25 protein-coding genes are annotated in these 25,218 nt (G+C 71.4%); 21 read left to right on the top strand and 4 right to left on the bottom strand.

Annotation, left to right across the window (positions count from 1 at the left end; genetic code table 11):
- Positions 1 to 45: 45 nt before the first annotated feature.
- The 11 genes from J4E96_RS01805 to J4E96_RS01855 all read left to right on the top strand — a co-directional run bounded on the left by J4E96_RS01805 (position 46) and on the right by J4E96_RS01855 (position 12,619).
- On the top strand, positions 46 to 1,347 hold the full coding sequence (locus tag J4E96_RS01805) for an ROK family transcriptional regulator (RefSeq protein ID WP_227424100.1): 1,302 nt from the start codon (positions 46 to 48) through the stop codon (positions 1,345 to 1,347).
- 270 nt (positions 1,348 to 1,617) lie between these two features.
- Complete coding sequence (chvE, locus tag J4E96_RS01810; RefSeq protein WP_227424101.1) at positions 1,618 to 2,745, top strand: multiple monosaccharide ABC transporter substrate-binding protein; 1,128 nt, start codon at positions 1,618 to 1,620, stop codon at positions 2,743 to 2,745.
- 110 nt (positions 2,746 to 2,855) lie between these two features.
- Positions 2,856 to 4,445, top strand: coding sequence for a multiple monosaccharide ABC transporter ATP-binding protein (mmsA, locus tag J4E96_RS01815; RefSeq protein ID WP_227424102.1), 1,590 nt, complete (start codon positions 2,856 to 2,858; stop codon positions 4,443 to 4,445).
- A complete protein-coding gene (gene mmsB, locus J4E96_RS01820) occupies positions 4,442 to 5,647 on the top strand; it encodes a multiple monosaccharide ABC transporter permease (RefSeq protein ID WP_227424103.1) in 1,206 nt (401 codons plus the stop codon). The genes mmsA and mmsB overlap by 4 nt, the downstream gene beginning before the upstream one ends.
- Before the next feature lie 171 nt (positions 5,648 to 5,818).
- Positions 5,819 to 7,003 carry an IS30 family transposase gene (locus J4E96_RS01825; protein ID WP_406620212.1) on the top strand — a complete coding sequence of 395 codons (1,185 nt, stop codon included), beginning with the start codon at positions 5,819 to 5,821 and terminating at the stop codon, positions 7,001 to 7,003.
- Between the two features lie 115 nt (positions 7,004 to 7,118).
- Entirely contained in the window at positions 7,119 to 8,177 is a 1,059-nt protein-coding gene (locus J4E96_RS01830) for a lactonase family protein (protein WP_227424105.1), read from the top strand.
- A 79-nt stretch (positions 8,178 to 8,256) separates the two neighbouring features.
- On the top strand, positions 8,257 to 8,712 hold the full coding sequence (locus tag J4E96_RS01835) for a GntR family transcriptional regulator (RefSeq protein WP_227425628.1): 456 nt from the start codon (positions 8,257 to 8,259) through the stop codon (positions 8,710 to 8,712).
- Positions 8,709 to 9,629: an ATP-binding cassette domain-containing protein gene (locus tag J4E96_RS01840; protein WP_227424106.1), complete on the top strand. Its 921-nt coding sequence runs from the start codon at positions 8,709 to 8,711 to the stop codon at positions 9,627 to 9,629. Before J4E96_RS01835 ends, J4E96_RS01840 begins: the two co-directional genes overlap by 4 nt.
- A 29-nt stretch (positions 9,630 to 9,658) precedes the next feature.
- Positions 9,659 to 10,345: a hypothetical protein gene (locus tag J4E96_RS01845; RefSeq protein ID WP_227424107.1), complete on the top strand. Its 687-nt coding sequence runs from the start codon at positions 9,659 to 9,661 to the stop codon at positions 10,343 to 10,345.
- A gap of 235 nt (positions 10,346 to 10,580) precedes the next feature.
- Positions 10,581 to 11,819: a D-inositol-3-phosphate glycosyltransferase gene (gene mshA, locus J4E96_RS01850; protein ID WP_227425629.1), complete on the top strand. Its 1,239-nt coding sequence runs from the start codon at positions 10,581 to 10,583 to the stop codon at positions 11,817 to 11,819.
- Between the two features lie 62 nt (positions 11,820 to 11,881).
- The gene (locus J4E96_RS01855) at positions 11,882 to 12,619 is read left to right on the top strand and encodes a phosphoglyceromutase (RefSeq protein ID WP_227424108.1); all 738 of its coding nucleotides are present in this window, start codon (positions 11,882 to 11,884) and stop codon (positions 12,617 to 12,619) included.
- Between the two features lie 94 nt (positions 12,620 to 12,713).
- On the opposite strand, the gene phoU is transcribed toward J4E96_RS01855, so the two are convergent.
- A complete protein-coding gene (phoU, locus tag J4E96_RS01860; protein ID WP_227424109.1) occupies positions 12,714 to 13,388 on the bottom strand; it encodes a phosphate signaling complex protein PhoU in 675 nt (224 codons plus the stop codon).
- A 160-nt stretch (positions 13,389 to 13,548) separates the two neighbouring features.
- Here phoU and J4E96_RS01865 point away from each other — a divergent pair, with 160 nt between their 5' ends.
- The 6 genes from J4E96_RS01865 (at position 13,549) to pstB (ending at position 19,681) form a co-directional block, all read left to right on the top strand.
- Complete coding sequence (locus J4E96_RS01865; protein ID WP_406620215.1) at positions 13,549 to 14,697, top strand: sensor histidine kinase; 1,149 nt, start codon at positions 13,549 to 13,551, stop codon at positions 14,695 to 14,697.
- Positions 14,694 to 15,392, top strand: a complete 699-nt coding sequence (locus J4E96_RS01870) for a response regulator transcription factor (RefSeq protein ID WP_227424111.1) — start codon at positions 14,694 to 14,696, stop codon at positions 15,390 to 15,392. Before J4E96_RS01865 ends, J4E96_RS01870 begins: the two co-directional genes overlap by 4 nt.
- Before the next feature lie 162 nt (positions 15,393 to 15,554).
- Positions 15,555 to 16,676, top strand: coding sequence for a phosphate ABC transporter substrate-binding protein PstS (locus J4E96_RS01875; RefSeq protein ID WP_227424112.1), 1,122 nt, complete (start codon positions 15,555 to 15,557; stop codon positions 16,674 to 16,676).
- 200 nt (positions 16,677 to 16,876) lie between these two features.
- The gene (pstC, locus tag J4E96_RS01880) at positions 16,877 to 17,875 is read left to right on the top strand and encodes a phosphate ABC transporter permease subunit PstC (protein ID WP_406620217.1); all 999 of its coding nucleotides are present in this window, start codon (positions 16,877 to 16,879) and stop codon (positions 17,873 to 17,875) included.
- Between the two features lies 1 nt (position 17,876).
- Entirely contained in the window at positions 17,877 to 18,848 is a 972-nt protein-coding gene (gene pstA, locus J4E96_RS01885; protein ID WP_406620218.1) for a phosphate ABC transporter permease PstA, read from the top strand.
- Between the two features lie 53 nt (positions 18,849 to 18,901).
- The gene (pstB, locus tag J4E96_RS01890; RefSeq protein ID WP_227424113.1) at positions 18,902 to 19,681 is read left to right on the top strand and encodes a phosphate ABC transporter ATP-binding protein PstB; all 780 of its coding nucleotides are present in this window, start codon (positions 18,902 to 18,904) and stop codon (positions 19,679 to 19,681) included.
- Between the two features lie 48 nt (positions 19,682 to 19,729).
- Here the strand turns inward: pstB and J4E96_RS01895 are convergent, their stop codons facing one another.
- A complete protein-coding gene (locus tag J4E96_RS01895; protein WP_227424114.1) occupies positions 19,730 to 20,215 on the bottom strand; it encodes a hypothetical protein in 486 nt (161 codons plus the stop codon).
- A 194-nt stretch (positions 20,216 to 20,409) separates the two neighbouring features.
- Between J4E96_RS01895 and J4E96_RS01900 the strand changes: the two genes are divergently transcribed.
- The 4 genes from J4E96_RS01900 to J4E96_RS01915 all read left to right on the top strand — a co-directional run bounded on the left by J4E96_RS01900 (position 20,410) and on the right by J4E96_RS01915 (position 22,838).
- Entirely contained in the window at positions 20,410 to 20,892 is a 483-nt protein-coding gene (locus J4E96_RS01900; protein WP_227425632.1) for a CarD family transcriptional regulator, read from the top strand.
- Positions 20,893 to 20,992: 100 nt separating this feature from the next.
- The gene (gene ispD / locus J4E96_RS01905) at positions 20,993 to 21,805 is read left to right on the top strand and encodes a 2-C-methyl-D-erythritol 4-phosphate cytidylyltransferase (RefSeq protein WP_227424115.1); all 813 of its coding nucleotides are present in this window, start codon (positions 20,993 to 20,995) and stop codon (positions 21,803 to 21,805) included.
- A complete protein-coding gene (gene ispF, locus J4E96_RS01910; RefSeq protein ID WP_227424116.1) occupies positions 21,802 to 22,290 on the top strand; it encodes a 2-C-methyl-D-erythritol 2,4-cyclodiphosphate synthase in 489 nt (162 codons plus the stop codon). The genes ispD and ispF overlap by 4 nt, the downstream gene beginning before the upstream one ends.
- Positions 22,291 to 22,583: 293 nt before the next feature.
- Positions 22,584 to 22,838 (top strand): hypothetical protein, encoded by a 255-nt coding sequence (locus tag J4E96_RS01915; RefSeq protein ID WP_227424117.1) that lies wholly within the window; start codon positions 22,584 to 22,586, stop codon positions 22,836 to 22,838.
- Between the two features lie 10 nt (positions 22,839 to 22,848).
- Here the strand turns inward: J4E96_RS01915 and J4E96_RS01920 are convergent, their stop codons facing one another.
- Both J4E96_RS01920 and J4E96_RS01925 read right to left on the bottom strand, forming a co-directional pair.
- Positions 22,849 to 23,784: a quinone oxidoreductase family protein gene (locus J4E96_RS01920; protein WP_227424118.1), complete on the bottom strand. Its 936-nt coding sequence runs from the start codon at positions 23,782 to 23,784 to the stop codon at positions 22,849 to 22,851.
- Positions 23,785 to 23,834: 50 nt separating this feature from the next.
- Positions 23,835 to 25,181 carry a D-arabinono-1,4-lactone oxidase gene (locus J4E96_RS01925; RefSeq protein ID WP_227424119.1) on the bottom strand — a complete coding sequence of 449 codons (1,347 nt, stop codon included), beginning with the start codon at positions 25,179 to 25,181 and terminating at the stop codon, positions 23,835 to 23,837.
- Positions 25,182 to 25,218: the final 37 nt, after the last annotated feature.

Consider the following 25,218-nt stretch of genomic DNA (forward strand, 5'->3'; position numbering starts at 1 on the left):
GTTGTACCACTGAACTTATAGACCTAGGCGGGCTAGGGTCAAGCCATGCCCGACGACGACGCCGCTGCCCTTCGGTCCTCGAGCGCCGTTCGGCGGCCGCCGGAGCCCGCGCCGTCGCGGGTGCTGCCCGAGCGGCCGCGGGTGCCGACCCGCTCGACGGGACGCGCTGCCCGGCAGGCCGGGCTCCGCGAGCACAACCTCAGTCTGACCCTGCGGCACGTCCTCGACGCCGACGGATCGCTGTCGCGGGCCGACATCTCGGCCGCGACGGGGCTCGCGCGGGCCACCGTCTCGGGTCTGGTCGACCTCCTCATCGAGGCCGGGCTCGTCCGCGAGCTCGTGCCCGAGGCGGCACGGCGGGTCGGGCGCCCGGCGGTCCCGCTCGTCCCGGCGCAGGGCACGGTCGCAGGGCTTGGCATGGAGGTCAACGTCGACTACGTCGGCGTGCGCGCCGTCGACATCGCCGGTCGCGTGCTGATCGAGCGGATCGAGACGGGCAACTTCCGGGCGAGCGACCCCGAGACCGTGCTCGCCCGGCTCGCCGGCATCGCCGGTGCGACCATCGCCTCGCTGAGCGCGGACGGGGTCCGGATCGCCGGGACGGCGCTCGCGCTGCCGGGCCTGGTCGACCGCGTCACGGGTCCGCTGCGCGTCGCGCCCAAGCTGGGCTGGCGCGACGTCGACGTCGTCGCGCTCATGACGGCCCACCCCGTGATCGAGGGCTTCCCCCCGCACCTGGCCAACGAGGCGAACCTCGCCGCGCGCGCGGAGGCGCACGCGCGCCGCCGGGGCGGCCCGCCGAGCTTCGTCTACGTCTCGGGCGAGATCGGCATCGGTGGCGCGATCGTGCTCGACGGCGAGATCTTCCGGGGCCGGCACGGCTGGAGCGGCGAGATCGGCCACCTGCTCGTGGACCCGTTCGGGGCCCGCGACGGCCGCGTCACGCTCGAGGACTTCGCCGGTCAGGACGCGCTGATGACGGGGGCCGGCCTCGACCCGGCGCGGCCGATCGCCGACCTCGTCGCCGCAGTGCGGTCGGGCCAGCCGGGCGCGCTCGAGTCGATCGACAGCGCCGCCCAGGCGCTCGGCGTCGCGCTGGCCAACGTCGCCAACGTCGTCGACATCAGCGAGATCGTGCTCGGCGGTACGTTCGCCCCGCTCTTCCGGAACCTGCGCGAGCCCGTCACGGCTCAGCTCGCGCGCAATGTCCTGTTTGCCCCGTGGTCGCGACTGAAGGTGAGCGAGGCTCGTGCGGGTGACTATCCCGCGATCACCGGCGCCGCGCTGGCCGTGCTGGGTACGGTGGTGGCGGATCCCGGCAGCTGGATGCCGGTCGTCGGCCGGTGATCCAACCCGCGTCCGACGTGGGTATTTGCCCGCGCCGCCCGTTATGTGATCGTGATCCCGTACGACACGCGCTCGGTTGCACAGGCGGGCGTGACCGCTATAAGTTCGCGACAGCAACAAATCGAAATCCCGCAACTTCGCCGGGTTTCGAGGACGGGGTAGAGGTCGGCCCGACGTGGGTCCGGCTCGTACCGTTGCCAGGGTGCGATGGCGCGCCTGCGGCCCTGGCCGGGTGGTCCGGCTGGGAAGTGTGTGAAGGGTCGGACGAAGATGTCACTCAGAAAGTCCAAGTACGTCGCGGCATTTGCTGGCGTCGCGCTGATGATGGGCCTCACGGCGTGCAGTGCCGAGCGCACGGACGACGCGGGCGACGACGGTTCCGCCGCCGCCGAGGCAGGTGGCCTGATCGGGATCGCGATGCCGACCAAGAGCCTCGAGCGCTGGAACAAGGACGGCGCTCACCTGGAGGAACTGCTCCAGGAAGCCGGCTACGAGACCACGCTGCAGTACGCCGACAACAAGGTCGACCAGCAGATCACGCAGCTCCAGAACATGATCAACCAGGACCCCGAGGTCCTCGTGGTCGCCTCGATCGACGGCACGGCGCTCGCGCCCGTGCTCCAGACGGCGGCCGACGCCGGCATCAAGATCATCGCGTACGACCGCCTGATCAACGGCACCGACAACGTCGACTACTACGCGACGTTCGACAACTACAACGTCGGCCAGCTCCAGGGCGAGTTCATCGTCGAGACGCTCGACCTCGAGAACGCCGCGGGGCCGTTCAACCTCGAGCCCTTCGCCGGCTCGCCGGACGACAACAACGCGAAGTTCTTCTTCTCGGGCGCATGGGACGTCCTGCTCCCCTACATCGAGTCGGGCAAGCTCGTCGTCCCGTCGGGCCAGTCGCCCGCGAGCAACGACGACTGGGCCAGCATCGGCATCACCGGCTGGTCGTCTGAGACGGCCCAGTCCGAGATGCAGAACCGGCTCAACTCGTTCTACGCGACGGGCAAGGTCGACGTCGTGCTGTCGCCGAACGACTCCCTCGCGCTGGGCATCGTGCAGGCCCTCGAGGGATCCGGCTACGCCGTCGGCACCGACTGGCCCCTCGTGACCGGTCAGGACGGCGACCAGGCGAACGTCATGAACATGCTCGCTGACAAGCAGGCCATGACGGTCTGGAAGGACACGCGGACGCTCGGCGACCAGGTCGCCCTCATGGTCGACCAGATCGTGACTGGCGAGGACGTGGACGTCAACGACACCGAGACGTACGACAACGGGAACAAGGTCGTCCCGACCTTCCTGCTGCCGCCCGTCGTCGTGACGAAGGACACCGTCCAGTCCATCCTGGTGGACTCGGACTTCTACAGCGCGAGCGACCTCGGTCTCTAGCCTCGACCGAACGCCCGGGATGCGTCCGGGTCCTGCGGCGGCCACGCCGCCGCAGGACCCGGCGCACCTGTTCCGGGCGCGTCCACACCCGAACACGACAGCGAGCTGACATGTCGAGTCACAGCACCATCTTGGAGATGCGCGCCATCACCAAGACCTTTCCCGGGGTCAAGGCCCTGCAGGACGTAACCCTCGAGGTCACCCGCGGCGAGGTCCACGCGATCTGCGGCGAGAACGGGGCCGGCAAGTCGACCCTGATGAACGTCCTCTCGGGCGTCTACCCGCACGGGTCGTACGAGGGCGAGATCCTCTTCGAGGGTGAGCCGTGCGAGTTCCGCAAGATCCGCGACAGCGAGGACCGCGGGATCGTGATCATCCACCAGGAGCTCGCGCTCAGCCCGTTCCTGTCGATCGCGGAGAACATCTTCCTGGGCAACGAGCAGGCAACCCGCGGCGTGATCGACTGGACCGCGACGAACTCCGAGGCCGCCAAGCTGCTGGCCAGGGTCGGCCTGAAGGAGAGCCCCGACACCAAGATCATCGACATCGGCGTCGGCAAGCAGCAGCTCGTCGAGATTGCCAAGGCGCTGTCCAAGCGCGTCAAGCTGCTCATCCTGGACGAGCCCACGGCCGCGCTCAACGACGACGACAGCGCGCACCTGCTCGACCTGATCCGCAGCCTCAAGGGCCAGGGCATCACGTCGATCATGATCTCGCACAAGCTCAACGAGATCGAGGCGATCGCCGACACCACGACGATCATCCGCGACGGCCAGACCATCGAGACGCTCGCGATGCACGGCGCCGAGCCGGTGAGCGAGGACCACATCATCCGCGCGATGGTCGGCCGCTCGCTCGACCACCGGTTCCCCGAGCACACCTCGAACATCGGGGTCGAGGCGCTCCGCGTCGAGGACTGGACCGTCTACCACCCGATCGACACGTCGCGCGTCGTCGTCGACCACGCCAACCTGAACGTCCACCGCGGCGAGATCGTCGGGATCGCGGGCCTCATGGGGGCCGGGCGCACCGAGCTCGCGATGAGCATCTTCGGCAGGTCCTACGGCGCGAACATCTCCGGCCGGCTGGTCAAGGACGGCAAGGAGATCCACCCGCGCAGCGTGGGCCAGGCCATCCGGCACGGCATCGCGTACGCGACCGAGGACCGGAAGAAGTACGGCCTCAACCTGCTCACGGACATCAAGCGGAACATCACCGCGTCCGCGCTCGGCAAGGTCTCGCGCTGGGGCGTCATGGACGCGAGCGGCGAGTCCCGCATCGCAGGCAAGTACCGCGCCGACATGAACATCAAGGCCCCGACGGTCGACGTCGTCGTCGGGACGCTCTCGGGCGGCAACCAGCAGAAGGTCGTGCTGTCCAAGTGGGTCTTCGCGGACCCGGACGTGCTGATCCTCGACGAGCCCACGCGCGGCATCGACGTCGGCGCGAAGTACGAGATCTACACGATCATCAACGCGCTGGCCGACGCGGGCAAGGCAGTCATCGTGATCTCCTCCGAGCTCCCCGAGCTGCTGGGGGTGTGCGACCGGATCTACGCCCTCTCCGCCGGCCGGATCACCGGCGAGGTGAGCCGGGCCGACGCCAGCCAGGAAGCGCTGATGTACCTCATGACCAAGCAGAAGGACGCCGCGTCCATCCCGACGGACTCCGCAGCCACGCAGAAGGAAGCACTCCGATGAGCACGACGACCAGCGCCCCCGCGACGAGCGGCGCGAGCGCCCTGAGGAAGTCACTCGGCGGCAACCTCCGGCAGTACGGGATCATCGGCGCGCTGCTGGTCATCGTCCTGCTGTTCCAGGTGCTGACCGACGGCAAGCTGCTGCTGCCGAACAACATGGCCAGCCTCGTGCAGCAGAGCGCGTATGTCATGATCCTGGCCATCGGCATGGTGATCGTGATCGTGGCCGGGCACATCGACCTGTCGGTCGGTTCGGTGGTCGCCTTCGTCGGCGGCGTGGCCGCGCTGCTGATGAAGAACATGGACATGCCGTGGCTCGTGGCGGTCCTGCTCGCCCTCCTGCTCGGCGCGGTCGTCGGCGCGTGGCAGGGCTTCTGGGTCGCCTACGTGGGCATCCCGGCGTTCATCGTCACGCTCGCCGGGATGCTCATCTTCCGCGGCCTCGCGATCGTGCTGGTCGGCGTCACGGTGTCCGGCTTCCCGCAGCCGTTCGTCGACATCTCCAACGGGTCGCTGCCCAATTTCCTCGGGTACTTGGCCAACCGCGACCTCGTGACACTCCTGCTCGGGGCGCTCGCGATCGCGGCGATCGTGTTCTCCCAGGTGCGCGCCCGGCGCACGCTGATCAAGCATGAGCTGACCGCCGAGTCGCTCGGCGCGATGGTCGCCAAGCTCGTGGTGTTCTCGGCCCTGATCGGGGCGCTCGCGTGGGTGCTCGCGGGCAGCCGCGGCGGCACCCCGGTCGTGCTGATCATCGTCGGCTTCCTCATCATCGCGTACAGCTTTGTCATGGGCCGCACAGTGTTCGGCCGGCACGTCTACGCGATCGGCGGCAACCTGCACGCGGCGATCCTGTCCGGCGTCAACACGCGCCGGGTCAACTTCTGGATCTTCGTCAACATGGGCGTGCTCGCCGGCGTCGCGGCGATCGTGACGACGTCGCGCGCCGGGGCGGCCACCGCCGCCGCGGGCCAGAACTTCGAGCTCGACGCGATCGCGGCGTGCTTCATCGGCGGGACCGCCGTGACGGGCGGCATCGGCCGGGTCTCGGGCGCCATCGTCGGCGCGCTGATCATGGGCGTGCTGAACATGGGGCTGTCGATCATGAGCGTCGACCCCGCCTGGCAGCAGGCCATCAAGGGCCTCGTGCTGCTGCTCGCGGTCGCCTTCGACCTGGTCAACAAGCGTCGCGGGTCGCGCTGACCCGCACCCCCGTCGAGGTCTCGCGCGGCGCCCGCACTCCCGCCGGAGTGCGGGCGCCGCGTGCGTTCAGGCTGCGCGCGTTCAGGCTGGCGCGGGTGTGGGCGTTCGGTCCCCCGCGCGGGCGGCAGATTCATATGGTGGGAGCAACGCCCCTGTTGAAGGAGCGTTGTGATGGTCAAGTTCCCTGAGGGCACTCGGGCTCGGTTTGTGGATCTGGTCTGTGGTGGTCTGAGTGTTGAGGCTGCTTCTGCGCGTGTCGGTGCTGTTGGGGCCACGGGTTTCCGGTGGTGGGCCCAGGCTGGGGGGATGGAGCTGCGCAGTGGGCGCTTGGGTGGTCTGGCTGACCCGGGGCCACGAACGGATCGCGACGCCAGCGAGCGGATGGTGACGTTGGCCGATCGGGGGATGATCGAGATGGGCCGGCGCACGGGCATGAGCTATGCCTCGATCGGGCAGGCGATCGGTCGGGACAAGTCCGTGGTCTGGCGAGAGGTCAGGCGCAACGCGGGCCCGGACGGGGCCTATTACGCCTCGCTCGCCCATGCCAGGGCCCATCAGGCCCGGCGGCGGCCGAAGCCGTTGAAGCTGGTCGCGAACGCGCCGTTGTGCGCGCAGATCGCTGCGTGGATGGACGTCGGGTGGAGCCCGAAGCTGATCTCGTCGATGCTGGCGCTCACCTTCGCCGATGATCAGGGGATGCAGGTGAGCCACGAGACGATCTACCGCGCTCTCTACGTCCAAAGTCGCGGGAACTTGCGCGCTGACCTGGCCAAGAAGCTGAGTTTGCAACGCAAGAAGCGAGTTCCCCATACCGCTGACCGGCACAAGAGCAGCCCCTACAAGGAGGCGTTCAAGATCAGTGACCGGCCAGCCGAGGTCGAGGATAGGGCGATCCCTGGGCACTGGGAAGGTGACCTCATCATCGGCCGCAACGGGACCGCGATCGGCACTCTGGTCGAGCGCAGCACCCGATTCACGATCTTGCTGCACCTGCCCGACGATCACAGTGCAGGCGCGGTCGCGGCAGCGATGATCCGCGAGATGAGCAGCCTGCCCGAACATCTGCGTCGCTCGATCACCTGGGACCGCGGAACCGAGCTCGCCCACTACGCCCAGATCCAGACCGCGCTCGACGCGACGCTCTACTTCTGCAACCCGCACTCACCCTGGCAGCGCGGCACGAACGAGAACACGAACCGGCTCCTGCGATTCTGGTTCGAAAAGGGCTCCGACCTGGCCGTACATACCCCCGCGGACCTGCATCGAGTTGCGGCTACCTTGAACCGCAGACCCCGCCCGACCCTGGACCTACAAACCCCAGCCGACCGGCTGAACCAGCTGCTACTCGCCGCATAACCCCCGGCGTTGCTCCCACACCTTGACTTTGCCGGCTCGTGACCGGCAGATCGCCCACATGAGCGCCGCGAAGAGCAGATCGCCCACACTCGCCGCTCGCGCCTAGGCTGCGAGCGTGACGGTGACGCGCCTGTGGATCGGTACGTACCCCGCGGCCGGAGCCGGCACCCCGGCCGGGCTGGGGGAGGGGATCTGGAGCGTCGAGCTCGACCCAGCGACGGGAGCCCTCGGCGGCGCCCACCTGGCGGCCGCGACCCCCGCGCCGTCGTTCCTGGCCGTGCACCCGGCCGGCCGCGTCGTCTACGCGGCGGGCGAGACGGCGTCGGGCACGGTGACGTCGTTCGCCGCGGGGCCGCGCGGCGAGCTCGGCGCGCTCGCGGTGGTGTCCTCCGGCGGCGCCGACCCGTGCCACCTGCTGCTCGCGCCCGACGCGCAGACCCTCTACGTCGCCAACTACAGCTCGGGCACCCTCGGGGTGCTGCCGCTCGACGCCGACGGCGCCTTCACGCGCGACGTGCTGACGGCCGGCGGGCCGGTGCAGGTGTTCGCCCACGCCGGCTCGGGGCCCGACGCCGCACGCCAGGACGGCCCGCACGCGCACTTCGTGGCCCTCGCGCCGGGCTCGGCCCACCTGCTCGTGGTCGATCTCGGCACCGACGAGCTGCGCCGCTTCCGCATCGAGACCGGCGGGCTGCTGACCGCTGACGGGGTCGCCGCGACGCTGCCGCCCGGGACCGGGCCGCGGCACCTCGCCGCCGGCCCCGGCGGGCTGCTGTACGTGCTCGGCGAGCTCGACGTGAGCGTTCGCGTGCTGCGCTGGGACGCTGCGACCGCGACGGCCGCCCCCGTGCAGGCGCTCGAGGCGACCGCGGCGCCGCTGCGCAGCGGTCGTCACGTCTACCCCGCGCACGTCGTGCTCGACGGCGACCGGCTGCTCGTGAGCGTGCGTGGCGCCGACGTCGTCGCGACCTTCGCGGTCGACGCCGCGACCGGCGGGCTGGCGCCCGCCGGCCAGGCGGACAGCGGCGGCAGCTGGCCGCGCCACTTCGCCCGCGTCGACGGCTGGACCGTCGTCGCGAACCAGCTCACCCATACCCTCACCGCGCTGGGCCCCACGACCCCGACGGCCAGCCTCGCCCTGCCCAGCCCAGCCTGCGTCGTCCCCGCCCGGTAGCGCAGGGGTTGACGCACCCGCGCCCGCATGGTTAGTTACTTAGGTAAGTAACCGACTAGCCAGAAGCTGGGGGCGCGTCATCGACGACAGCCGGCCGATCTTCGTCCAGATCGCCGAGCGGATCGCGGCCGACATCCTCGAGGGCACCCTGGCCGAGGAGGCCCAGGTTCCCTCGACCAACGAGCTCGCCGCGTTCTACCGGATCAACCCGGCGACCGTGGCCAAGGGTGTGTCCGCGCTGGTCGCCGACGGCGTGCTCTACAAGAAGCGGGGGATCGGGATGTTCGTGACCACTGGGGCCCGCGGGCGGCTGCTCGACCGCCGCCGCGAGGCGTTCGTCGCCGAGTACGTCGCCCCGCTCGTGCGGGAGGCGACCAGGCTCGGCATCGGGGCGGCCGACCTGCGCCGGCTGCTCGCCGGCCCGCTCGATGGCCAGCAGAGCGACGGCCCGCTCGATGGCCGGCAGAGCGATGGCCCGCTGCTCGATGGCCCGCTGCTCGACGGCCCGCTGATCGACGAGCGGAGCCGCTCGTGAGCACCCCGGCGCCCGCCCCGGCGCGGGCGGACGCCGGCGCGGGCGTGCGCCCGGTCATCGAGGCGCGCGGCGTCGCCAAGGAGTTCCGCGGCACCCACGCGCTCGCGGACGTCAGCTTCGCGCTCGAGCCGGACCGCATCCACGGCCTGCTCGGGCGCAACGGCGCCGGCAAGACGACGCTCATGCGGATCCTCGCGGGGCAGGACCGCCCGAGCGGCGGCTCGGTGGCCATGTTCGGCGCCGACCCGTTCGAGAACGCGGCCGTCGCCCAGCGCATCTGCTTCGTGCGGGAGTCGCAGGTGTACCCGGAGAACTTCCGGGTCGGGCACGTGCTCGCGGCCGCGCGCCTGCTCTACCCGACCTGGGCCGACGACGTCGCGACCCGCCTCGTCGCGGCGTTCGACCTGCCGCAGGACCGGCCCGTCAAGAAGCTCTCGCGCGGCATGACCTCGGCGCTCGGGATCGTCGTCGGCATCGCGGCCCGGGCGCCGATCACGATGTTCGACGAGCCGTACCTCGGCCTCGACCCCGCGGCCCGCCAGGTGTTCTACGACGCCCTGCTCGCGGACTTCTCCGCCCACCCGCGCACCGTCGTGCTGTCGACGCACCTGATCGACGAGGTCGCGACCCTGCTCGAGCGCGTCGTCGTCGTGCACCGCGGGCGGGTCGTGCTCGACGCCGACGCCGACGACGTCCGCGGCACGGCCGCCGCCGTCACCGGCCCGAGCCCCCGGGTCGAGCAGTTCATCGCCGGCCGCGAGGTGCTGCACCGCGAGGACCTCGGGGCGTACGCCAAGGTGACGGTTCTCGGCCGCCTGACCGCCGCCGACCGGGTCCGGGCCCGCGACCTCGACCTCGAGCTCGCGCCGGTCTCCCTGCAGCAGCTCGTCATCCACGCCACGGCGGGTGCGCGATGAACCGGACTGTGCGTGAACCGGGCTCCGCGATGAACCGCACCCTCGCCGTCGCGCGCATCCACCTCATGGACCACGCCACCGTCTTCGTCCTCCCGTGGGCCGTCCTCGCCTCGGCGCTCGTCATCAATCTCATCGTCTGGGCCCTGCTGCCCGAGGCCGCCGCCAACGGCACGGGCGGGCTCGCGTCGCTGTACTGCTTCTCCTGGGCCATGATCTCGGTCCTGATCTCGCGCGGGTTCCCGTTCCAGCTCGGGCTCGGCGTGACCCGCCGCGACTTCCTGCGCGGGACGTTCCTGTTCCTCGGCGCCTTCGCGGTCTCGAGCGCGGTGATCCTGCTGGGCCTGAACCTGCTCGAGCGGGCGACCGGCGGATTCGGGCTCGGCGGCCGGTTCTTCCGGGTGCCGTGGCTCACGGACGTGCCCGACTGGCAGCTGCTGGCGATCTACGCATTGCCCATGGTGTTCTTCGTCGGACTCGGCCTGGCGTTCGCCGCCGTCTGGTCGCGCTACCGGGCGACCGGCGTGGTCGCCCTGCTGATCGGCCTCGGGTTCGCGCTGGTCGTGCCGATCGCCGTCATCGCGTGGTCGGACTCCTGGCCGAGCGTTGGGACCTGGTTCGCCGACCTCGTCCCGCTGACCGCCGTCGCGCTGCTCGCCGGGATCGGCGCGCTCGGGGGCGCGGGGGCCTGGCTCGCGCTGCGACGGGCGCCCGTCTGATCCCGGTTTCGGCATTGACGGTGCAATTGTGACCTATCGGCACAGACATGGGCGGCTGGGGAGTGGTTCAGTGGGCTTGCTCGACCCGCCGGCGACGCCCGGCCCCGCCTGATCGCACCAATGGGGGTGTGCTCGGGCGGGGCCGGCGTCGTCGCCGGACCAGGCGTGAGGGACACTAGGAGACCTGTCCTTCGGCCCTGGGAGTCCCGTGCGCATCGAGCAGCCCCGCGTGGCCATGCTCTCGGTCCACACCTCGCCGCTCGCCCAGCCGGGCACCGGGGACGCCGGCGGCCTGAACGTGTACGTCACGGGCCTGTCCCGCGCGCTGGCGCGGCTCGGCGCGCGGGTCGAGATCTTCACGCGCTCCACCGCCTCGCGGCAGGCGGACGTCGTCGAGCTGGATGAGGGCGACCCGAGCGTGCTCGTCCGGCACATCCCGGCCGGCCCGTTCGAGGGGCTGGACAAGTCCGACCTGCCGGGCCAGCTCTGCGCGTTCACGGCCGGCGTGCTGCGCACCGAGGCGGGCCGGGCGCCGGACCACTACGACGTCGTGCACTCCCACTACTGGCTCTCCGGGCAGGTCGGCTGGCTCGCGGCGGACCGGTGGGACGTCCCGCTGGTGCACACGATGCACACGCTCGCCAAGGTCAAGAACGCGGCGCTCGCGCCCGGCGACGCGCCCGAGCCGCGCGGCCGCGTCATCGGCGAGGAGCAGGTGGTCGCCGCGGCGGACGCCCTCGTCGCGAGCACCGCGCAGGAGGCGGACGACCTCGTCAGCCGCTACGGCGCCGATCCGACCGCGGTGCACGTCGTCGCGCCCGGGCTCGACCTCGACCTGTTTCACCCGCCGCTGCCGGCGGCCGGCGGCCGCGCGGCGCTGCGGGCCCGCCTCGGGCTGCCCGCCGACCGGCCCGTCGTGCTGTTCGCCGGCCGGATCCAGGCGCTCAAGGCCCCCGACGTGCTCGTGCGCGCGATCGCGGTGCTCGCCGCGACCGGCCGACCGGTCCCGCTGCTCGTGCTGCTGGGCGGGCCGAGCGGGCGCCAGGACTCGGTCCGCGAGCTCGAGCGGCTCGCCGCGACCTGCGGCGTCGGCGCCGACGTGCTGATGCGGCCGCCGGTCCCGCGCGCCGAGCTCGCCGACTGGTACCGCGCCGCCGACGTGGTCGCGATGCCGTCTCGGAGCGAGTCGTTCGGGCTGGTCGCGGCCGAGGCCCAGGCCTGCGGCACCCCCGTGCTGGCCTCAGCCGTCGGCGGATTGCGCACGGTCGTGCAGGACGGCGTGACGGGCCGGCTCGTCCCGTCGCACGACCCGGCGGTGTGGGCCGACGCCCTCGCCGACCTCCTCGCCGACGACGCCGCCCGGCTCGCCCTGGGCGTCCGCGCCGCGCGGGCCGGTGCCCGCCAGGGCTGGGCCGCCGCGGCCGAGCAGCTCCTGAAGGTCTACGCGCTCGCCGGGCAGCGCCGCCGCGGCTGACCGGCGTCCCAGTGGCCGGAGGTCCCGTGACCGGTCGGGCCGAGTGCGGCAAGATGCACGGTATGACCTACACCCTGGTACTGCTCCGCCACGGCGAGAGCGAATGGAACGCAAAGAACCTGTTCACGGGCTGGGTGGACGTCCCGCTGTCGGAGAAGGGCACCGCCGAGGCCATTCGTGGCGGGACGCTGCTCACCGAGGCGGGCGTGCGCCCGGACGTCGTCCACACGTCGCTGCTGCGCCGCGCGATCATGACCGCCAACCTCGCGCTCGACGCGGCCGACCTGCACTGGATCCCGGTCAAGCGCAGCTGGCGCCTGAACGAGCGCCACTACGGCGCCCTCCAGGGCAAGGACAAGAAGCAGGTCCGCGACGAGTTCGGCAACGAGCAGTTCATGCTGTGGCGCCGGTCGTACGACGTTCCGCCGCCCGCGATCGCGCTCGGCTCGGAGTTCTCGCAGGACGCAGAGGCGCGCTACGCAGGCGAGCCGACGCCGCTGACCGAGTGCCTCAAGGACGTCCTGACGCGCGCGCTGCCCTACTGGGAGTCCGCCGTCGTCCCTGACCTCAAGGCCGGCAAGACCGTCCTCGTCGCCGCGCACGGCAACTCGCTGCGCGCGATCATCAAGCACCTCGACGGCATCGACGACGACTCGATCGCCGGCCTGAACGTGCCGACCGGCATCCCGCTCGTGTACGAGATCGACGAGAACCTCAAGCCGACCGTCCCCGGCGGCCGGTACCTCGACGCCGACGCTGCGGCGGCAGCGATCGCGGCCGTCGCCAACCAGGGCAAGTAGCAACCAGCCCGGCATTCGACCAGCACTAACGACAGCAGCGTCCGCGTTCCTCCCGGAACGCGGACGCTGCTTGTGTTGGTGCTGAGCGCGTGCGCTACAGGCGCGCGCGGCCGTCGGTGGGGTGATCCTCGGGGAAGTCGCCCGTGACGAGGTACACCATCCGGCGGGCGACGGAGACGGCGTGGTCGCCGAACCGCTCGAAGTACCGGCTCAGCAGCGCCGTGTCGACCGTCTGCTGCGCCGTGCCGTTCCAGTGCCCGCCGAGCAGCGCGGTGAAGTTGTCCTCGTGCAGGGCGTCGAGCCGGTCGTCGTCCTCCTCGATGCTCTTCGCGAGGTCGATGTCGCGCGTCTCGATCAGCGCCGTCGTGCGCTGCGCGACGCGGGTGGCGGCGATGTGCATGTCGGCGAACGTGCCCGAGATCGCCTGCGGCACCGCCGGGTTCGGGTAGGTCCGGCGCGAGAACTCGGCGACGTGCCGCGCGAGGTCCCCCATCCGCTCGAGCGACGAGCTGATCCGCAGGGCAGTCACGATCACGCGCAGGTCGGTCGCGACCGGCGCCTGCTGCGCGAGCAGGTGCACGCAGCGCGTGTCCAGGTCCCGCTCGAACGCGTCGATCGCCTCGTCAGCCACGATGACCGTCTCCGCGAGGTGCAGGTCGGCGGTCAGGAGTGCCGTCCCGGCGTTGCTGATCGCGATCTCAACCTGGCGGCTCATCTCGGCCAGGTCGGACCCGACCTGCTTGAGCTCAGCCTCAAAAATCTCTCGCATGTGTCAACCTCTTCTCGACTTTTGACCCAGCCTCGCACTGCGGGATGAACGCAGTCCCGACCATAGATGAACACTCAGGGGCGCGACCGGTGGCGCCCCGTCGCAGACCATCGACGCCCGTGCGCAACCGTAGTCTGACAGAGTGAACGGATCTGGCATTGTGACCGCTGGCCTGCTTGGGCTGCTCGTCGGGCTCGCCGCGAGCTTCGCTTTCCGGTACAGCGAACGGGCGCAGCACCGCATACCCGCGCGACCCGAGCCGGAGCTCGACGAGGGCCTCGTGCGAGTGCTCAGCGTCCTGCGCTCGGCGGTCGTGGTGCTCGGCGTCGATGACCGGGTCCTGCGCGCGAGCGCGCCCGCCTACGCCTTCGGCGTCGTCCGGGACGGCGCGATCGCCGACCCCTCGATCCTGCGGCTCATCGCGGAGGTGCGGCGGACGGGCGAGATCCGGGACGAGGAGCTCGAGCTGCCCCGCGGCCCCGTCGGGCGCGGCACGCTCATGGTGCAGGTGCGCATCGCGAGGGTGAGCCCCACGCTGCTGCTCCTGCTCGCCGAGGATCGCACCGAGGCGCGCCGGCTCGAGGCGATCCGCCGCGACTTCGTCGTGAACGTCTCGCACGAGCTCAAGACGCCCGTCGGCGCGCTCGCGCTGCTCGCCGAGACGGTCGAGGCCGCGGCAGACGACCCCGTCGCGGTGCGCCGGTTCGCGGGACGGATGCAGAAGGAGTCGACCCGGCTCTCGGCCCTCGTGCACGAGATCATCGAGCTGTCCCGGCTGCAGGTGCACGGCGGCGTCGGCGCGCTCGCGCTGGTCGACATCGACGCGGTGGTCGCTGAGGCAGTGGACCGGGCGCGCACCACGGCGGCGGCGAAGCTGATCTCGATCGACGCGGGCGGCGACAGCGGCGCGCAGGTCTACGGCGGCCACGCGATGCTCGTGACGGCCGTGCGGAACCTGCTCGACAACGCGGTCGCCTACTCCGGCCCCGGGACGCACGTCGGGGTCGGGGTCCGGTGCGAGGGGGACCTCGTCGAGATCGCCGTCGTCGACCACGGGATCGGCATCTCGCCCGACGAGCAGCGGCGGGTGTTCGAACGGTTCTACCGGGTCGATCCCGCGCGTTCGCGCGACACCGGCGGCACGGGGCTCGGCCTGAGTATCGTCAAGCACGTCGTGGCCGACCACGGCGGCGACGTCGTGATCTGGTCGAAGCCCGGACGCGGATCGACGTTCACCCTCCGACTGCCCGCTGCCAACCTGCCGCCCGGACCCCAGGCGTCGGCCCACACCCAGGAGGTACAGGCGTGACCCGCATCCTGCTCGTCGAGGACGAAGAGTCGTACCGCGACCCCCTGACCTATCAGCTGATCAAGGACGGGTACGAGGTCGCGACCGCCGCGACCGGCCCGGAGGCGCTCGCCGAGTACGATCGGGGCGGCGCCGACCTCGTGCTGCTCGACCTCATGCTGCCGGGCCTGTCCGGCACCGAGGTGTGCCGCCAGCTGCGCGCGCGCGGCGACGTGCCGGTCATCATGCTCACCGCGAAGGACGGCGAGATCGACAAGGTCGTCGGCCTCGAGCTGGGCGCCGACGACTACGTGACGAAGCCGTACTCCTACCGTGAGCTCGTCGCGCGGGTGCGCGCGGTGCTGCGCCGCCGCCAGGGCGCGCCGGAGCTCGAGGACGACGACGCGACGCTGCAGGTGGGCCGCGTCCGGATGGACGTGGACGGGCACACGGTCGAGGTCGGGGGCACGCGCGTCGCGCTGCCGCTGAAGGAGTTCGAGCTGCTCGAGCTGTTCCTGCGCAACGCGGGCCGGGTGCTCACCCGCACGCAGCTGATCGACCGCGTGTGGGGGTCGGACTACGTAGGCGACACGAAGACGCTCGACGTGCACGTCAAGCGGGTCCGGGCGAAGATCGAGCCGGATCCGGGCAGCCCGCAGGTCCTGCTCACCATCCGCGGGCTCGGCTACAAGATGATGGACGACGCCGCCTCGTGACTCAGGCCGCACAGTGACGTGCGTCGCGTCCTGCCCGGCCGATGGTCACCCATCGTTCACCGTGTGTTCATCCAGGGCGGACGACCTGGTCATCTGTCGTCCCTAGCGTCAGCGGTGGCCGGGCGCAATCAGTGCGCGCGGACGACGACAGGACGGACCACTGTGAAGCTCTCCCTCCACCGCCGCGCCGGGGCGGTCGCCCTCGCGGGCGCCATGCTCATCTCCCTCGCCGCGTGCGGCTCGGATGACGCGACTGGCTCGGGCAGCACTGCGCCCGCCGACGATGCTTCCGCGGCCACCGAGCTGAGCGGCGACCTGAACGGCGCCGGTGCCAGCTCGCAGGAGTCGGCCATGGAGGCGTGGCGCGCCGGGTTCCAGTCCGTGAACCCCGACGTCAACGTGAACTACGACCCGGTCGGTTCGGGCGGCGGTCGCACCCAGTTCCTCGAGGGTGGCGTGCTGTTCGCCGGCTCGGACTCGGTGCTCAAGGACGAAGAGATCACGGAGTCGGCGACGACGTGCGTCGGCGGCCAGGCCATCGACCTCCCCGTATACATCAGCCCGATCGCCGTGATCTTCAACATCGAGGGCATCGACGAGCTGAACCTCTCGCCGGCCGTCATCGCGGGCATCTTCGACCAGAAGATCACCAACTGGAACGCTCCCGAGATCGCGGCCGACAACCCGGACGTGACGCTCCCCGACCTGGCGATCTCGCCGGTCAACCGCTCGGACGAGTCCGGCACCACGAACAACTTCACGGAGTACCTCGCCGCCACGGCGCCCGAGGCATGGCCGTACGAGGCCGACGGCGTCTGGCCGGTCGCCGGTGGGCAGGCCGCCCAGGGCACGTCGGGCGTCGTCCAGACCGTCCAGGGCGGTAACGGGACGGTCGGCTACGCCGACTCGTCCAAGGCGGGCGAGCTCGGCACCGCGATGATCAAGGTCGGCGACGAGTGGGTCGGCCACTCGCCCGAGGGTGCTGCGGCCGTCGTCGACGCGTCTCCGCGCGTCGAGGGTCGCGTGGAGAACGACATCGCGATCGAGCTCGACCGCACGACGACCGAGGCGGGTACCTACCCGCTCGTCCTGATCTCCTACGCGATCGCCTGCACGTCCTACGCGGACGAGGCTGACGCTGAGCTGGTCAAGGCGTTCCTCGGCTACATCGCGAGCGAAGAGGGACAGGCCGCCGCCGCGAGCGCCGCTGGCTCCGCGCCGATCTCGGAGGAGCTGCGCACGGACGTCGTCGCCGCGATCGACTCGATCACTGCGGGCGCCTGACCCACCAGCAGGTAGCAGTCCAGCAGGTAGCAGTCCGGTAGGTAGCAGTGCAGCACGTAGCAGTCCAGCACGTAGCTAGACCGGGGGCCGGCCCCGCCCACGACGGGCGGGGCCGGGCCCCACAGGTCTGACCCGGTGACAGCGTCTCCGGTTCGGCCGTAGCCTCTTTTCCACATCCGAACGCCTCACCCGGAGAACACGTGACGACCAGCACGAGTCTCAAGCCACCGGCCCCGGTGCCGCCGGTCGACCCGGCGCCGCGGCGCCGCTCGATGGAAGGCGCCGCCGGAAAAGCCTTCCGTTGGGCCGCAACCGGCGCGGGCGCGCTGATCCTGGTGGTCCTGGCGGCCGTCGCGCTGTTCCTGATCCTGCGCGCGTGGCCAGCGATGACGACCCGCGCCAGCGTGCTGTCCGACGAGATCAGCTGGTTCCCGGACGGCAAGAACCTGCTCCAGTTCGTGGGCCCGCTCGTGTTCGGCACCCTGCTCTCGGCGACGATCGCGCTCGTCATCTCGATGCCGGTGTCGATCGGCATCTCGCTGTTCATCTCGCACTACGCGCCGCGGCGGCTGGCGAACAGCCTCGGCTACGTGATCGACCTGCTCGCCGCGATCCCGAGCGTCGTCTACGGCCTCTGGGGCGGCCTCTGGCTCGTGCCGCTGCTCTCGCCGGTGTGGACCTGGCTGTCCGACACGCTCGGCTTCATCCCGCTCTTCTCCGGGCCTGCCTCGGACCCGCCCCGCGTCATCCTCACCGTCGGCATCGTGCTCGCCGTGATGATCCTGCCGATCATCACCGCCGTGTGCCGCGAGGTGTTCCTCCAGGTGCCGAAGCTGCACGAGGAGGCCGCGCTCGCCCTCGGCGCGACGCGGTGGGAGATGGTCCGGATGTCGGTGCTCCCGTTCGGGCGGCCCGGCATCATCTCGGCCGCGATGCTCGGCCTCGGCCGGGCCCTCGGCGAGACGATGGCCGTGCTGATGATCCTGTCGCCCGGAGCCCTCTACTCCTTCGCGCTCCTGAAGGTCGGCCAGCACCAGACCATCGCCGCGAACATCGCCCTGCAGTTCCCCGAGGCGGATCCGCTCGGGGTCAGCACGCTCATCGCGACGGGCCTCGCGCTCTTCGTCATCACCCTCGCGGTGAACATGGCTGCGCGCGCGATCGTCGCGCGCCGCAAGGACTTCTCGGGGGCGAACTGACATGACCACACTCAGTGCAGGCTCGGCCGCCGGGGGCGGCCTCGACCCGAGCGAGAGCACGCGCGTCATGCTCGCCGGGACCGATCGCCGGCGGCGGGTCACCGACCGCATGATGACCGGCCTCGTGTACGTGGCCTTCGGCCTCGCCCTGGTCCCGCTGATCTCGGTGTCGTGGACCGTCATCGCCAACGGGATCGAGCGGCTGACGCCGTACTTCCTGACGGTGTCGATGCGTGGTGTGTTCGGCGGCATGGACTCCGGCGGCATCTACCACGCCATCATCGGCACGCTCCTGATCACGGGCCTCGCGGCGATCATCTCGGTCCCGATCGGGCTGCTGACCGCGATCTATATCGCCGAGTACGGCCGCGGACGGCTCGCCCGCGCGGTCACGTTCTTCGTCGACGTGATGACCGGAATCCCGTCCATCGTCGCCGGCCTGTTCGCGTACGCGCTCTTCGCGGTCGTCTTTGGGCCGGGCGTGCGGTTCGGCGTCGTCGGGGCGGTCGCCCTGTCGGTGCTGATGATCCCCGTCGTCGTCCGCTCGTGCGAGGAAATGCTGCGACTCGTGCCCAACGAGCTGCGGGAGGCCGCCTACGCGCTGGGCGTGCCGAAGTACCTCACCATCATCAAGGTCGTGCTGCGGACGGCGATCGCCGGCCTCGGCACCGGCATCATGCTGGCGGTCGCTCGGGTGATCGGGGAGACCGCGCCGCTGCTCATCACGGTCGGGGTGATCGACTCGATCAACTTCAACGTGTTCCAGGGCCGCATGATGACCCTGCCCGTCTACGTCTACCGGCAGTACAGCCAGGGTCTGGTGCCCTGCAACGACCCGGCCGCGATCTGCATCCCGACGATCAACTACGACCGCGCCTGGGCCGCTGCCCTGACGCTGATCCTGATCGTCATGCTGCTCAACCTCGCGGGCCGGCTCATCACACGCCTGTTCGCCCCTAAGGCGCTGCGCTGACTCGCTCGCCCCACCGACAAACGATCAGCCCCGACGTAGAACAGAAGGACACCGTGGCCAAGCGCATCGATGTGAAAGACCTGAACATCTACTACAGCGACTTCCTCGCTGTCGCCGACGTGAACGTGAACATCGAGCCCAACTCGGTCACCGCGTTCATCGGCCCCTCGGGCTGCGGCAAGTCGACGTTCCTGCGCACGCTGAACCGGATGCACGAGGTGATCCCGGGCGCGCGCGTCGTCGGGAAGGTGGCCATGGACGGCGTCGACCTCTACGGCGACGGCGTCGACCCCGTGGCCGTGCGTCGGTCGGTGGGCATGGTGTTCCAGCGACCGAACCCTTTCCCGACCATGTCGATCGCCGAGAACGTTCTTGCCGGAGTGCGGCTGAACAACCGGCGGATCTCCAAGTCGGACGCCGAGAGCCTCGTCGAGTCGTCCCTGAAGGGCGCCAACCTCTGGAACGAGGTCAAGGACCGGCTCGGCCGGCCCGGGTCGTCCCTGTCGGGCGGCCAGCAGCAGCGGCTGTGCATCGCCCGGGCGATGGCGGTCAAGCCCCAGGTCCTGCTCATGGACGAGCCGTGCTCCGCGCTCGACCCCATCTCGACCCTCGCCATCGAGGACCTGATCTCCGAGCTCAAGGCGAACTACACGATCGTCATCGTGACGCACAACATGCAGCAGGCGGCCCGCGTCTCCGACCGCACCGCGTTCTTCAACATCGCGGGCACCGGCCTGCCGGGCCGGCTGATCGAGGTCGACGCGACCACCACGATGTTCTCGTCGCCGCGCGAGCGCGCGACGGAGGACTACATCTCCGGCCGCTTCGGCTGAGCAGCCCGGCTCACTCGGCCGGCTGTTCGCCCGGCCGAGTTCGCCCGGCTAGCTCGGGTCGGCCGTCGGAACGAGCGTCGCGTACTCGGTCAGGGTGCCGTCCAGCACCGGGATGCTGAGCTGCTCGCTGCCCCCCTCGGGCGTCGAGATCGTCACGGGTAGCACGCCGCCCGGCGGCACGGCGACGGCGTCGAGCGTGAGCGGGTCGTCCTCGTCGGTGCCGAGGAGCACCGTGGCCCCGGCGGGCACGCGCACGGTGGCCTCTTGCGCGCCGTCGGCGGCGACGGAGACCACGAGGGCGGCGTCGCCCCGGTTCGTCAGCCCGCCGATGAGCGCCCCCGGCTCGCCCTCGGCCGCCGTGATGATCAGCAGGTTCTCCGCGGTGAGGGAGGAGCCGAGCTCCAGGCGGACGCCGTCCGACGCGGCGTACGGACGCGTCGTCGTGATGGGGTTCGCGGCGGAGCAGCCGGCGGTCACGCCGATCAGCACGAGGGCTGCTGCAGCGGCGAACCTGGACGATCGGGCGGTGGCCACGGGGACTCCTCAGGGGTGACAAATTGGTCATCGGGGACCCGAGCACCGCTCGGCCCGCCCAGGGGCTATCATAGTGGTCCAGGTCACGTGACGGTCAGGTCATGGCTGTGACCTGCAGCGATGTGGTAGGTCCACGCTTCGTCGCAGGTCTGCGCCGTGGTAAGATAGAGCCCCGCGAAAGGGGACATCTACAGATGACTTTCACTGTTGGGGAGACGGTTGTCTACCCGCACCACGGCGCCGCACTCATCGAAGAGATCAAGACCCGGACGATCCGTGGCGAAGACAAGGTGTACCTCAAGCTCAAGGTCGCCCAGGGCGATCTGACGATCGAGGTGCCCGCCGAGAACATCGACCTCGTGGGTGTCCGCGACGTGGTCGGCCAGGAGGGGCTCGAGAAGGTCTTCGACGTCCTCCGGGCGCCGTACACCGAAGAGCCGACCAACTGGTCGCGTCGGTACAAGGCCAACCTCGAGAAGCTCGCCTCGGGCGATGTCATCAAGGTTGCCGAGGTCGTTCGCGACCTCTCGCGTCGGGACGCGGATCGCGGCCTGTCGGCCGGCGAGAAGCGCATGCTCGCCAAGGCGCGGCAGATCCTGGTCTCCGAGCTCGCGCTCGCCGAGCACACCGAAGAGGACAAGGCTGCCGCCATCCTCGACGAGGTCCTCGCTTCCTGACCATGCATCACACTGTCCCTCGGGCGCCGCACCCCTGCTGGGGTCGGCGCCCGACCGATGTCGGGGCACCGTCCGGTCGTCCACGACGAGCGGGCCGGCGATGACGACGGCCGTCCCCCGGACCGCCGCGGTGCTGACCGCCGCGGGCAGCGGCAGCCGCTTCGGCGCGGCCGTGCCGAAGGCCCTGGTGCTGCTCGAGGGCCTGCCGCTCGTCGCGCACGCCGCGCGGCGCCTGGCGGAGTCCGGCGTCGTCGACCTCATCGTCGTCACCGCCCCTGAGGCATTCCTCGCGGAGTTCCGATCGGTCGTCGGTCGCTCCGTGCTCCGCTCGTCGGGTCTGAGCGAGCGGCCCGAATCCGCGGGGGTCCCGGTGCTGCTGACGGCGGGCGGCGCGAGCCGGCAGGCGTCGGTCGGCGCCGCGCTGGCCATGCTGCCGCCGTCGATCGAGGTCGTCCTCGTGCACGACGCCGCGCGCCCGCTCGCCCCGGCCGCGCTGGTCGCGCGAGTGGCAGCTGCGGTGCGCGCCGGTCACGGCGCGGTCATCCCCGGCGCGGCGGTGACCGACACGATCGTTCAGGTCGGCTCCGACGGCGACCCCGCGGTCGTGGCGAACCCCGACCGCTCCGCGTTGCGCATCGTTCAGACGCCCCAGGGCTTCGACCGCGCGCTCCTGGACCGCGCGCACGCGGCCGCCGCGCACCGCGCCGTCGACGAGGCCGCCGCCGCCACCGACGACGCGTCCCTCGTGGCAGCGCTCGGGGAGCAGGTGCATGTCGTGCCCGGCGACCCCGATGCCTTCAAGATCACCGCGCCCCGGGACCTGGAGCTCGCCCAGCTCGCGCTCCGCGCGGGATTGATCCGGACCAGCGCGATCCGGCCCAGCAGAACAACGAGATCAGGAGGGACCGCGTGAGCGCGCTTCCCCGGACCGGCATCGGGATCGATGTCCACGCCTTCGCGCCTGCGGGTTCCGGGCGCGTGCTCGCCCTCGCCGGGCTGACCTGGCCGGGTGAGGCGGCGCTCGCCGGGCACTCGGACGCCGACGTCGTCGCGCACGCCGCCGCCGACGCGCTGCTCTCGGCCGCGGGGCTCGGCGACCTGGGCGTGAACTTCGGCACCGCCGAGCCGCAGTGGGCCGGCGCCTCGGGCGTCTCGCTGCTGGCCGAGGCGGCGCGGCGCGTCCGCGGCGCGGGCTTCCAGATCGGCAACGTCGCGGTCCAGGTGATCGGGACGCGTCCGAAGATCGGCGCGCGTCGGGCCGAGGCCGAGGCCGCCCTGTCGGCGGCGGCGGGAGCCGCGGTCAGCCTGTCCGCGACCACCACGGACGGTCTCGGCCTGACCGGCCGAGGCGAGGGCATCGCGGCGATCGCGACGGCGCTCATCGCCGCGATCGAGTAGCTCCGCGCTCAGAACGGCGGGGGTTCGTCGTCGGGACGCGGGGTCTCGTCGGCGTGCGGCCCCGGCGGGGGATCGATGCGGGGGACCCGAGGTTGGCGGCCGACGTCGCGCCGCCGGTCCCGTCGGCGTGGAACCCGTCGTCACTGACACCCACCTAGAGGCGTCGGGCCCCCATCCACCCCCGCGCCTAAGGCCCGCCGACCCAGAATCTCGGGTATCTGCCCGATCCCCGCGGCACCCCTGTGCGATCACGATGGAACGCATCGAGAGGGATGCACGAGGAGGAACGACAGATGAGCATCACCACGGACCACATCGCTTGGGTCCAGCACTCCTACCGGGTCGAGCAGGCCGAGCGCGAGATCGCGCGGCGCCTGCTCGTCGAGGCGGGCGCGCCGGCGTCGGGGACGCCGACGCGAACACGAACGACGCCAACACCAACGACGCCAACACCAACGGCGACGACGACGCCAGGTACAGCCACGCCGAGCGCGGCACCCGCGCGGGCCGCCCACACCCACGACCACTCCCACGCCCTGACCCGGTGAACGACCCAGGTCAGGGCAGCAGGATCATCTTCCCGTTCGCCTGGCCGGCGAGTCCCGCGCGGTGCGCGCGGGCGGCGTCGGCGAGCCGGTAGGTCGCCGCGATGCGCACGTCGAGCCGGCCCGCGACCACGAGGTCGACCAGCTTGCGGCGGGCGGCGTTGCGGATCTCCGTGCCCGGATCGGCGCCCGGGCCGTTCCCGAGCACCTGGACCTGGAGCGCGGCCCCGTGCGCGAAGCCCGCGATCGTGGCGATGCGCTTGCGGTCGTGCACCACCGCGACCGAGACGTCGAGCGCCTCGTTCGTGCCGACGGTGTCGATAGCCGCGTCGACGACGCCGCCCGCCGCGGCCCGCACGCGGTCGGCGAGCCCCGGGCCGTACACGACCGGGGTCGCGCCGAGGTCCATCACGTACTCGTGGTTGGCGCGGCCCGCGGTGCCGATGACGCGCGCGCCGCGGGAGCGGGCGATCTGCACGACCATCGAGCCGACGCCGCCCGAGGCGCCGTGCACCAGCACGGTGTCGCCGGTGCCCACCCGCGTCGCGGTCACCGCGTGCATCGCGGTCGACCCGGCGAGCAGGAGGCCGCCCGCCTTCTCCCAGCTCAGCGACGGTGGCTTGGGGACGGTGTTCGCCGCGCGCACGATCAGCTGCTCGGCGTAGGCACCGGGCGCCCGGTAGGCGATCACCTCGTCGCCGACGGAGACGTCGTCGACGTCGGGCCCGATCGCCAGCACCGTCCCGGCCGCCTCGCTGCCCAGCCGCAGCGGCAGGCGCGCGGCATCGGTGCCGTAGGCGCCGGTGTAGGTCTTCCAGTCCGTCGGGTTGACCCCGGCCGCGTGCACCGCGAGCAGGACCTGGCCCGGGCCGGGCGCGCCGGGGTCGACGTCGATCAGGGACAGGACCTCGGGGCCGCCGTACGCGGTCGCCACCACTGCGTGCACCATCTGACGATCATGGCCCGATCCGGGCGTCGTGGCGACAGGAAACGGGCCGATCAGCGCGCGATCGGGCCGAACACGCGGTCGGTGTAGGGGTTCGCGAACATCCCGCCCGGATCCTCGGCGCGCCGCACGGCCAGGAAGTCCTCGAAGCGCGGATACAGCGCGCGCAGGTCGGTCGCCGCCAGGCCGTGCAGCTTCCCCCAGTGCGGGCGCCCGCCGACGGCGGCGACGATGCGCTCCGCCGCGGCGAAGTAGCGCACGTGGGGGCGGCGCAGGTACGCGTGCACGGCGACATACGCGGTCTCGCGCTGGTGCGCGGTCGAGAGCCAGACGTCGTCGGCCGCCGCGAAGCGGACCTCGACAGGAAAGGACACCTGCTCGCCGCTGGACTCGATCCAGGCGTCGAGCTCGGCGAGCACCTGCGGCAGCGCGGCCCGGGGGATCGCGTACTCCATCTCGCGGAACCGCACGCGACGAGGTGAGACGAACACGTCCGCCGACGGCGCGCGGTAGTGCCGCGCGGTCAGCGCGCGGGCGGCGAACGAGTTCACCCGCGCGGTCAGGCGCGGTGCGGCGTCCGTGAGCCGGTTGGTCACCTCGAAGGTGGCGTTCGACAACAGCTCGTCGTCGACCCAGCGCCGGACCCGCCCGAGCGGCTCGGGCGTCGCGGCGGGGCACCGGTTGTTGCGCTTGGTCAGCGTCCGGCGCGTGTGCGGGAACCAGTAGAACTCGAAGTGGTCGTTCGCCTCGACGAGGCCGTCAGGCCCGGACAGCTCCTCGAGCACGCGGTCGAGCGGCCACGGCTCCTCGCGGGCCGCGAGCAGGAACGCCGGCACGACGGCGAGCGTCACCGCGGCCAGCACGCCGACCGAGCCCAGGCCGAGCCGCGCCGCCTCGAACAGCTCGGGCCGCGCGTCGGGCGAGGCCTCGTGCACCTCACCCGCGGCGGAGACCACGCGCACCGCCGTGACCTGGCCACTGATCCCCGGCAGGCGCACGCCGGTTCCGTGCGTGCCGGTGCAGATCGCCCCGGCGACGCTCTGGCGGTCGATGTCCCCGAGGTTGGGCAGGGCGAGCCCGCGGGCGGCGAGGGTCCGGTTGAGCGCCCCCAACCTGATGCCGGCGCCCACCGTCACCGTCGTCGTCCCGTCCGCGGCGGTGGCGACCGGCCCGACCCCGGCGAGCCGGTCCAGCCGAACCATGACGCCGTCGGTCACGGCGGCGCCGGTGAAGGAGTGCCCGGCGCCGACGACGCGCAGCCGTCGGCCGGCGGCCCCCGCCGCACGAACGGCGGCGACGAGGTCCTCCAGATCGGCCGGGACGGCCTCCTGTTCGGGCTGGCACCGCTCGGTCCGGGCCCAGTTCTCCCACCGCAGGGGGGTATCGCGACGAGGCGTCATAGGCCACTATTTCCTCTGGTCGGGTGTCCAGGTCAAG

This window comes from Pengzhenrongella sicca (genome assembly GCF_017569225.1).
Taxonomy (GTDB): Bacteria; Actinomycetota; Actinomycetes; order Actinomycetales; family Cellulomonadaceae; genus Pengzhenrongella; species Pengzhenrongella sicca.

Coding starts and splice junctions, on each gene's coding strand:
- J4E96_RS01920 (WP_227424118.1), bottom strand. CDS start 23,784: ATGGTGCACGCAGTGGTGGCGACCGCGTACGGCGGCCCCGAGGTCCTG.
- mmsB (WP_227424103.1), top strand. CDS start 4,442: ATGAGCACGACGACCAGCGCCCCCGCGACGAGCGGCGCGAGCGCCCTG.
- phoU (WP_227424109.1), bottom strand. CDS start 13,388: ATGCGAGAGATTTTTGAGGCTGAGCTCAAGCAGGTCGGGTCCGACCTG.
- J4E96_RS01855 (WP_227424108.1), top strand. CDS start 11,882: ATGACCTACACCCTGGTACTGCTCCGCCACGGCGAGAGCGAATGGAAC.
- J4E96_RS01825 (WP_406620212.1), top strand. CDS start 5,819: ATGGTCAAGTTCCCTGAGGGCACTCGGGCTCGGTTTGTGGATCTGGTC.
- mmsA (WP_227424102.1), top strand. CDS start 2,856: ATGTCGAGTCACAGCACCATCTTGGAGATGCGCGCCATCACCAAGACC.
- mshA (WP_227425629.1), top strand. CDS start 10,581: ATGCTCTCGGTCCACACCTCGCCGCTCGCCCAGCCGGGCACCGGGGAC.
- J4E96_RS01900 (WP_227425632.1), top strand. CDS start 20,410: ATGACTTTCACTGTTGGGGAGACGGTTGTCTACCCGCACCACGGCGCC.
- J4E96_RS01845 (WP_227424107.1), top strand. CDS start 9,659: ATGAACCGCACCCTCGCCGTCGCGCGCATCCACCTCATGGACCACGCC.
- ispD (WP_227424115.1), top strand. CDS start 20,993: ATGACGACGGCCGTCCCCCGGACCGCCGCGGTGCTGACCGCCGCGGGC.
- J4E96_RS01925 (WP_227424119.1), bottom strand. CDS start 25,181: ATGACGCCTCGTCGCGATACCCCCCTGCGGTGGGAGAACTGGGCCCGG.
- J4E96_RS01805 (WP_227424100.1), top strand. CDS start 46: ATGCCCGACGACGACGCCGCTGCCCTTCGGTCCTCGAGCGCCGTTCGG.
- chvE (WP_227424101.1), top strand. CDS start 1,618: ATGTCACTCAGAAAGTCCAAGTACGTCGCGGCATTTGCTGGCGTCGCG.
- J4E96_RS01915 (WP_227424117.1), top strand. CDS start 22,584: ATGAGCATCACCACGGACCACATCGCTTGGGTCCAGCACTCCTACCGG.
- pstA (WP_406620218.1), top strand. CDS start 17,877: ATGACCACACTCAGTGCAGGCTCGGCCGCCGGGGGCGGCCTCGACCCG.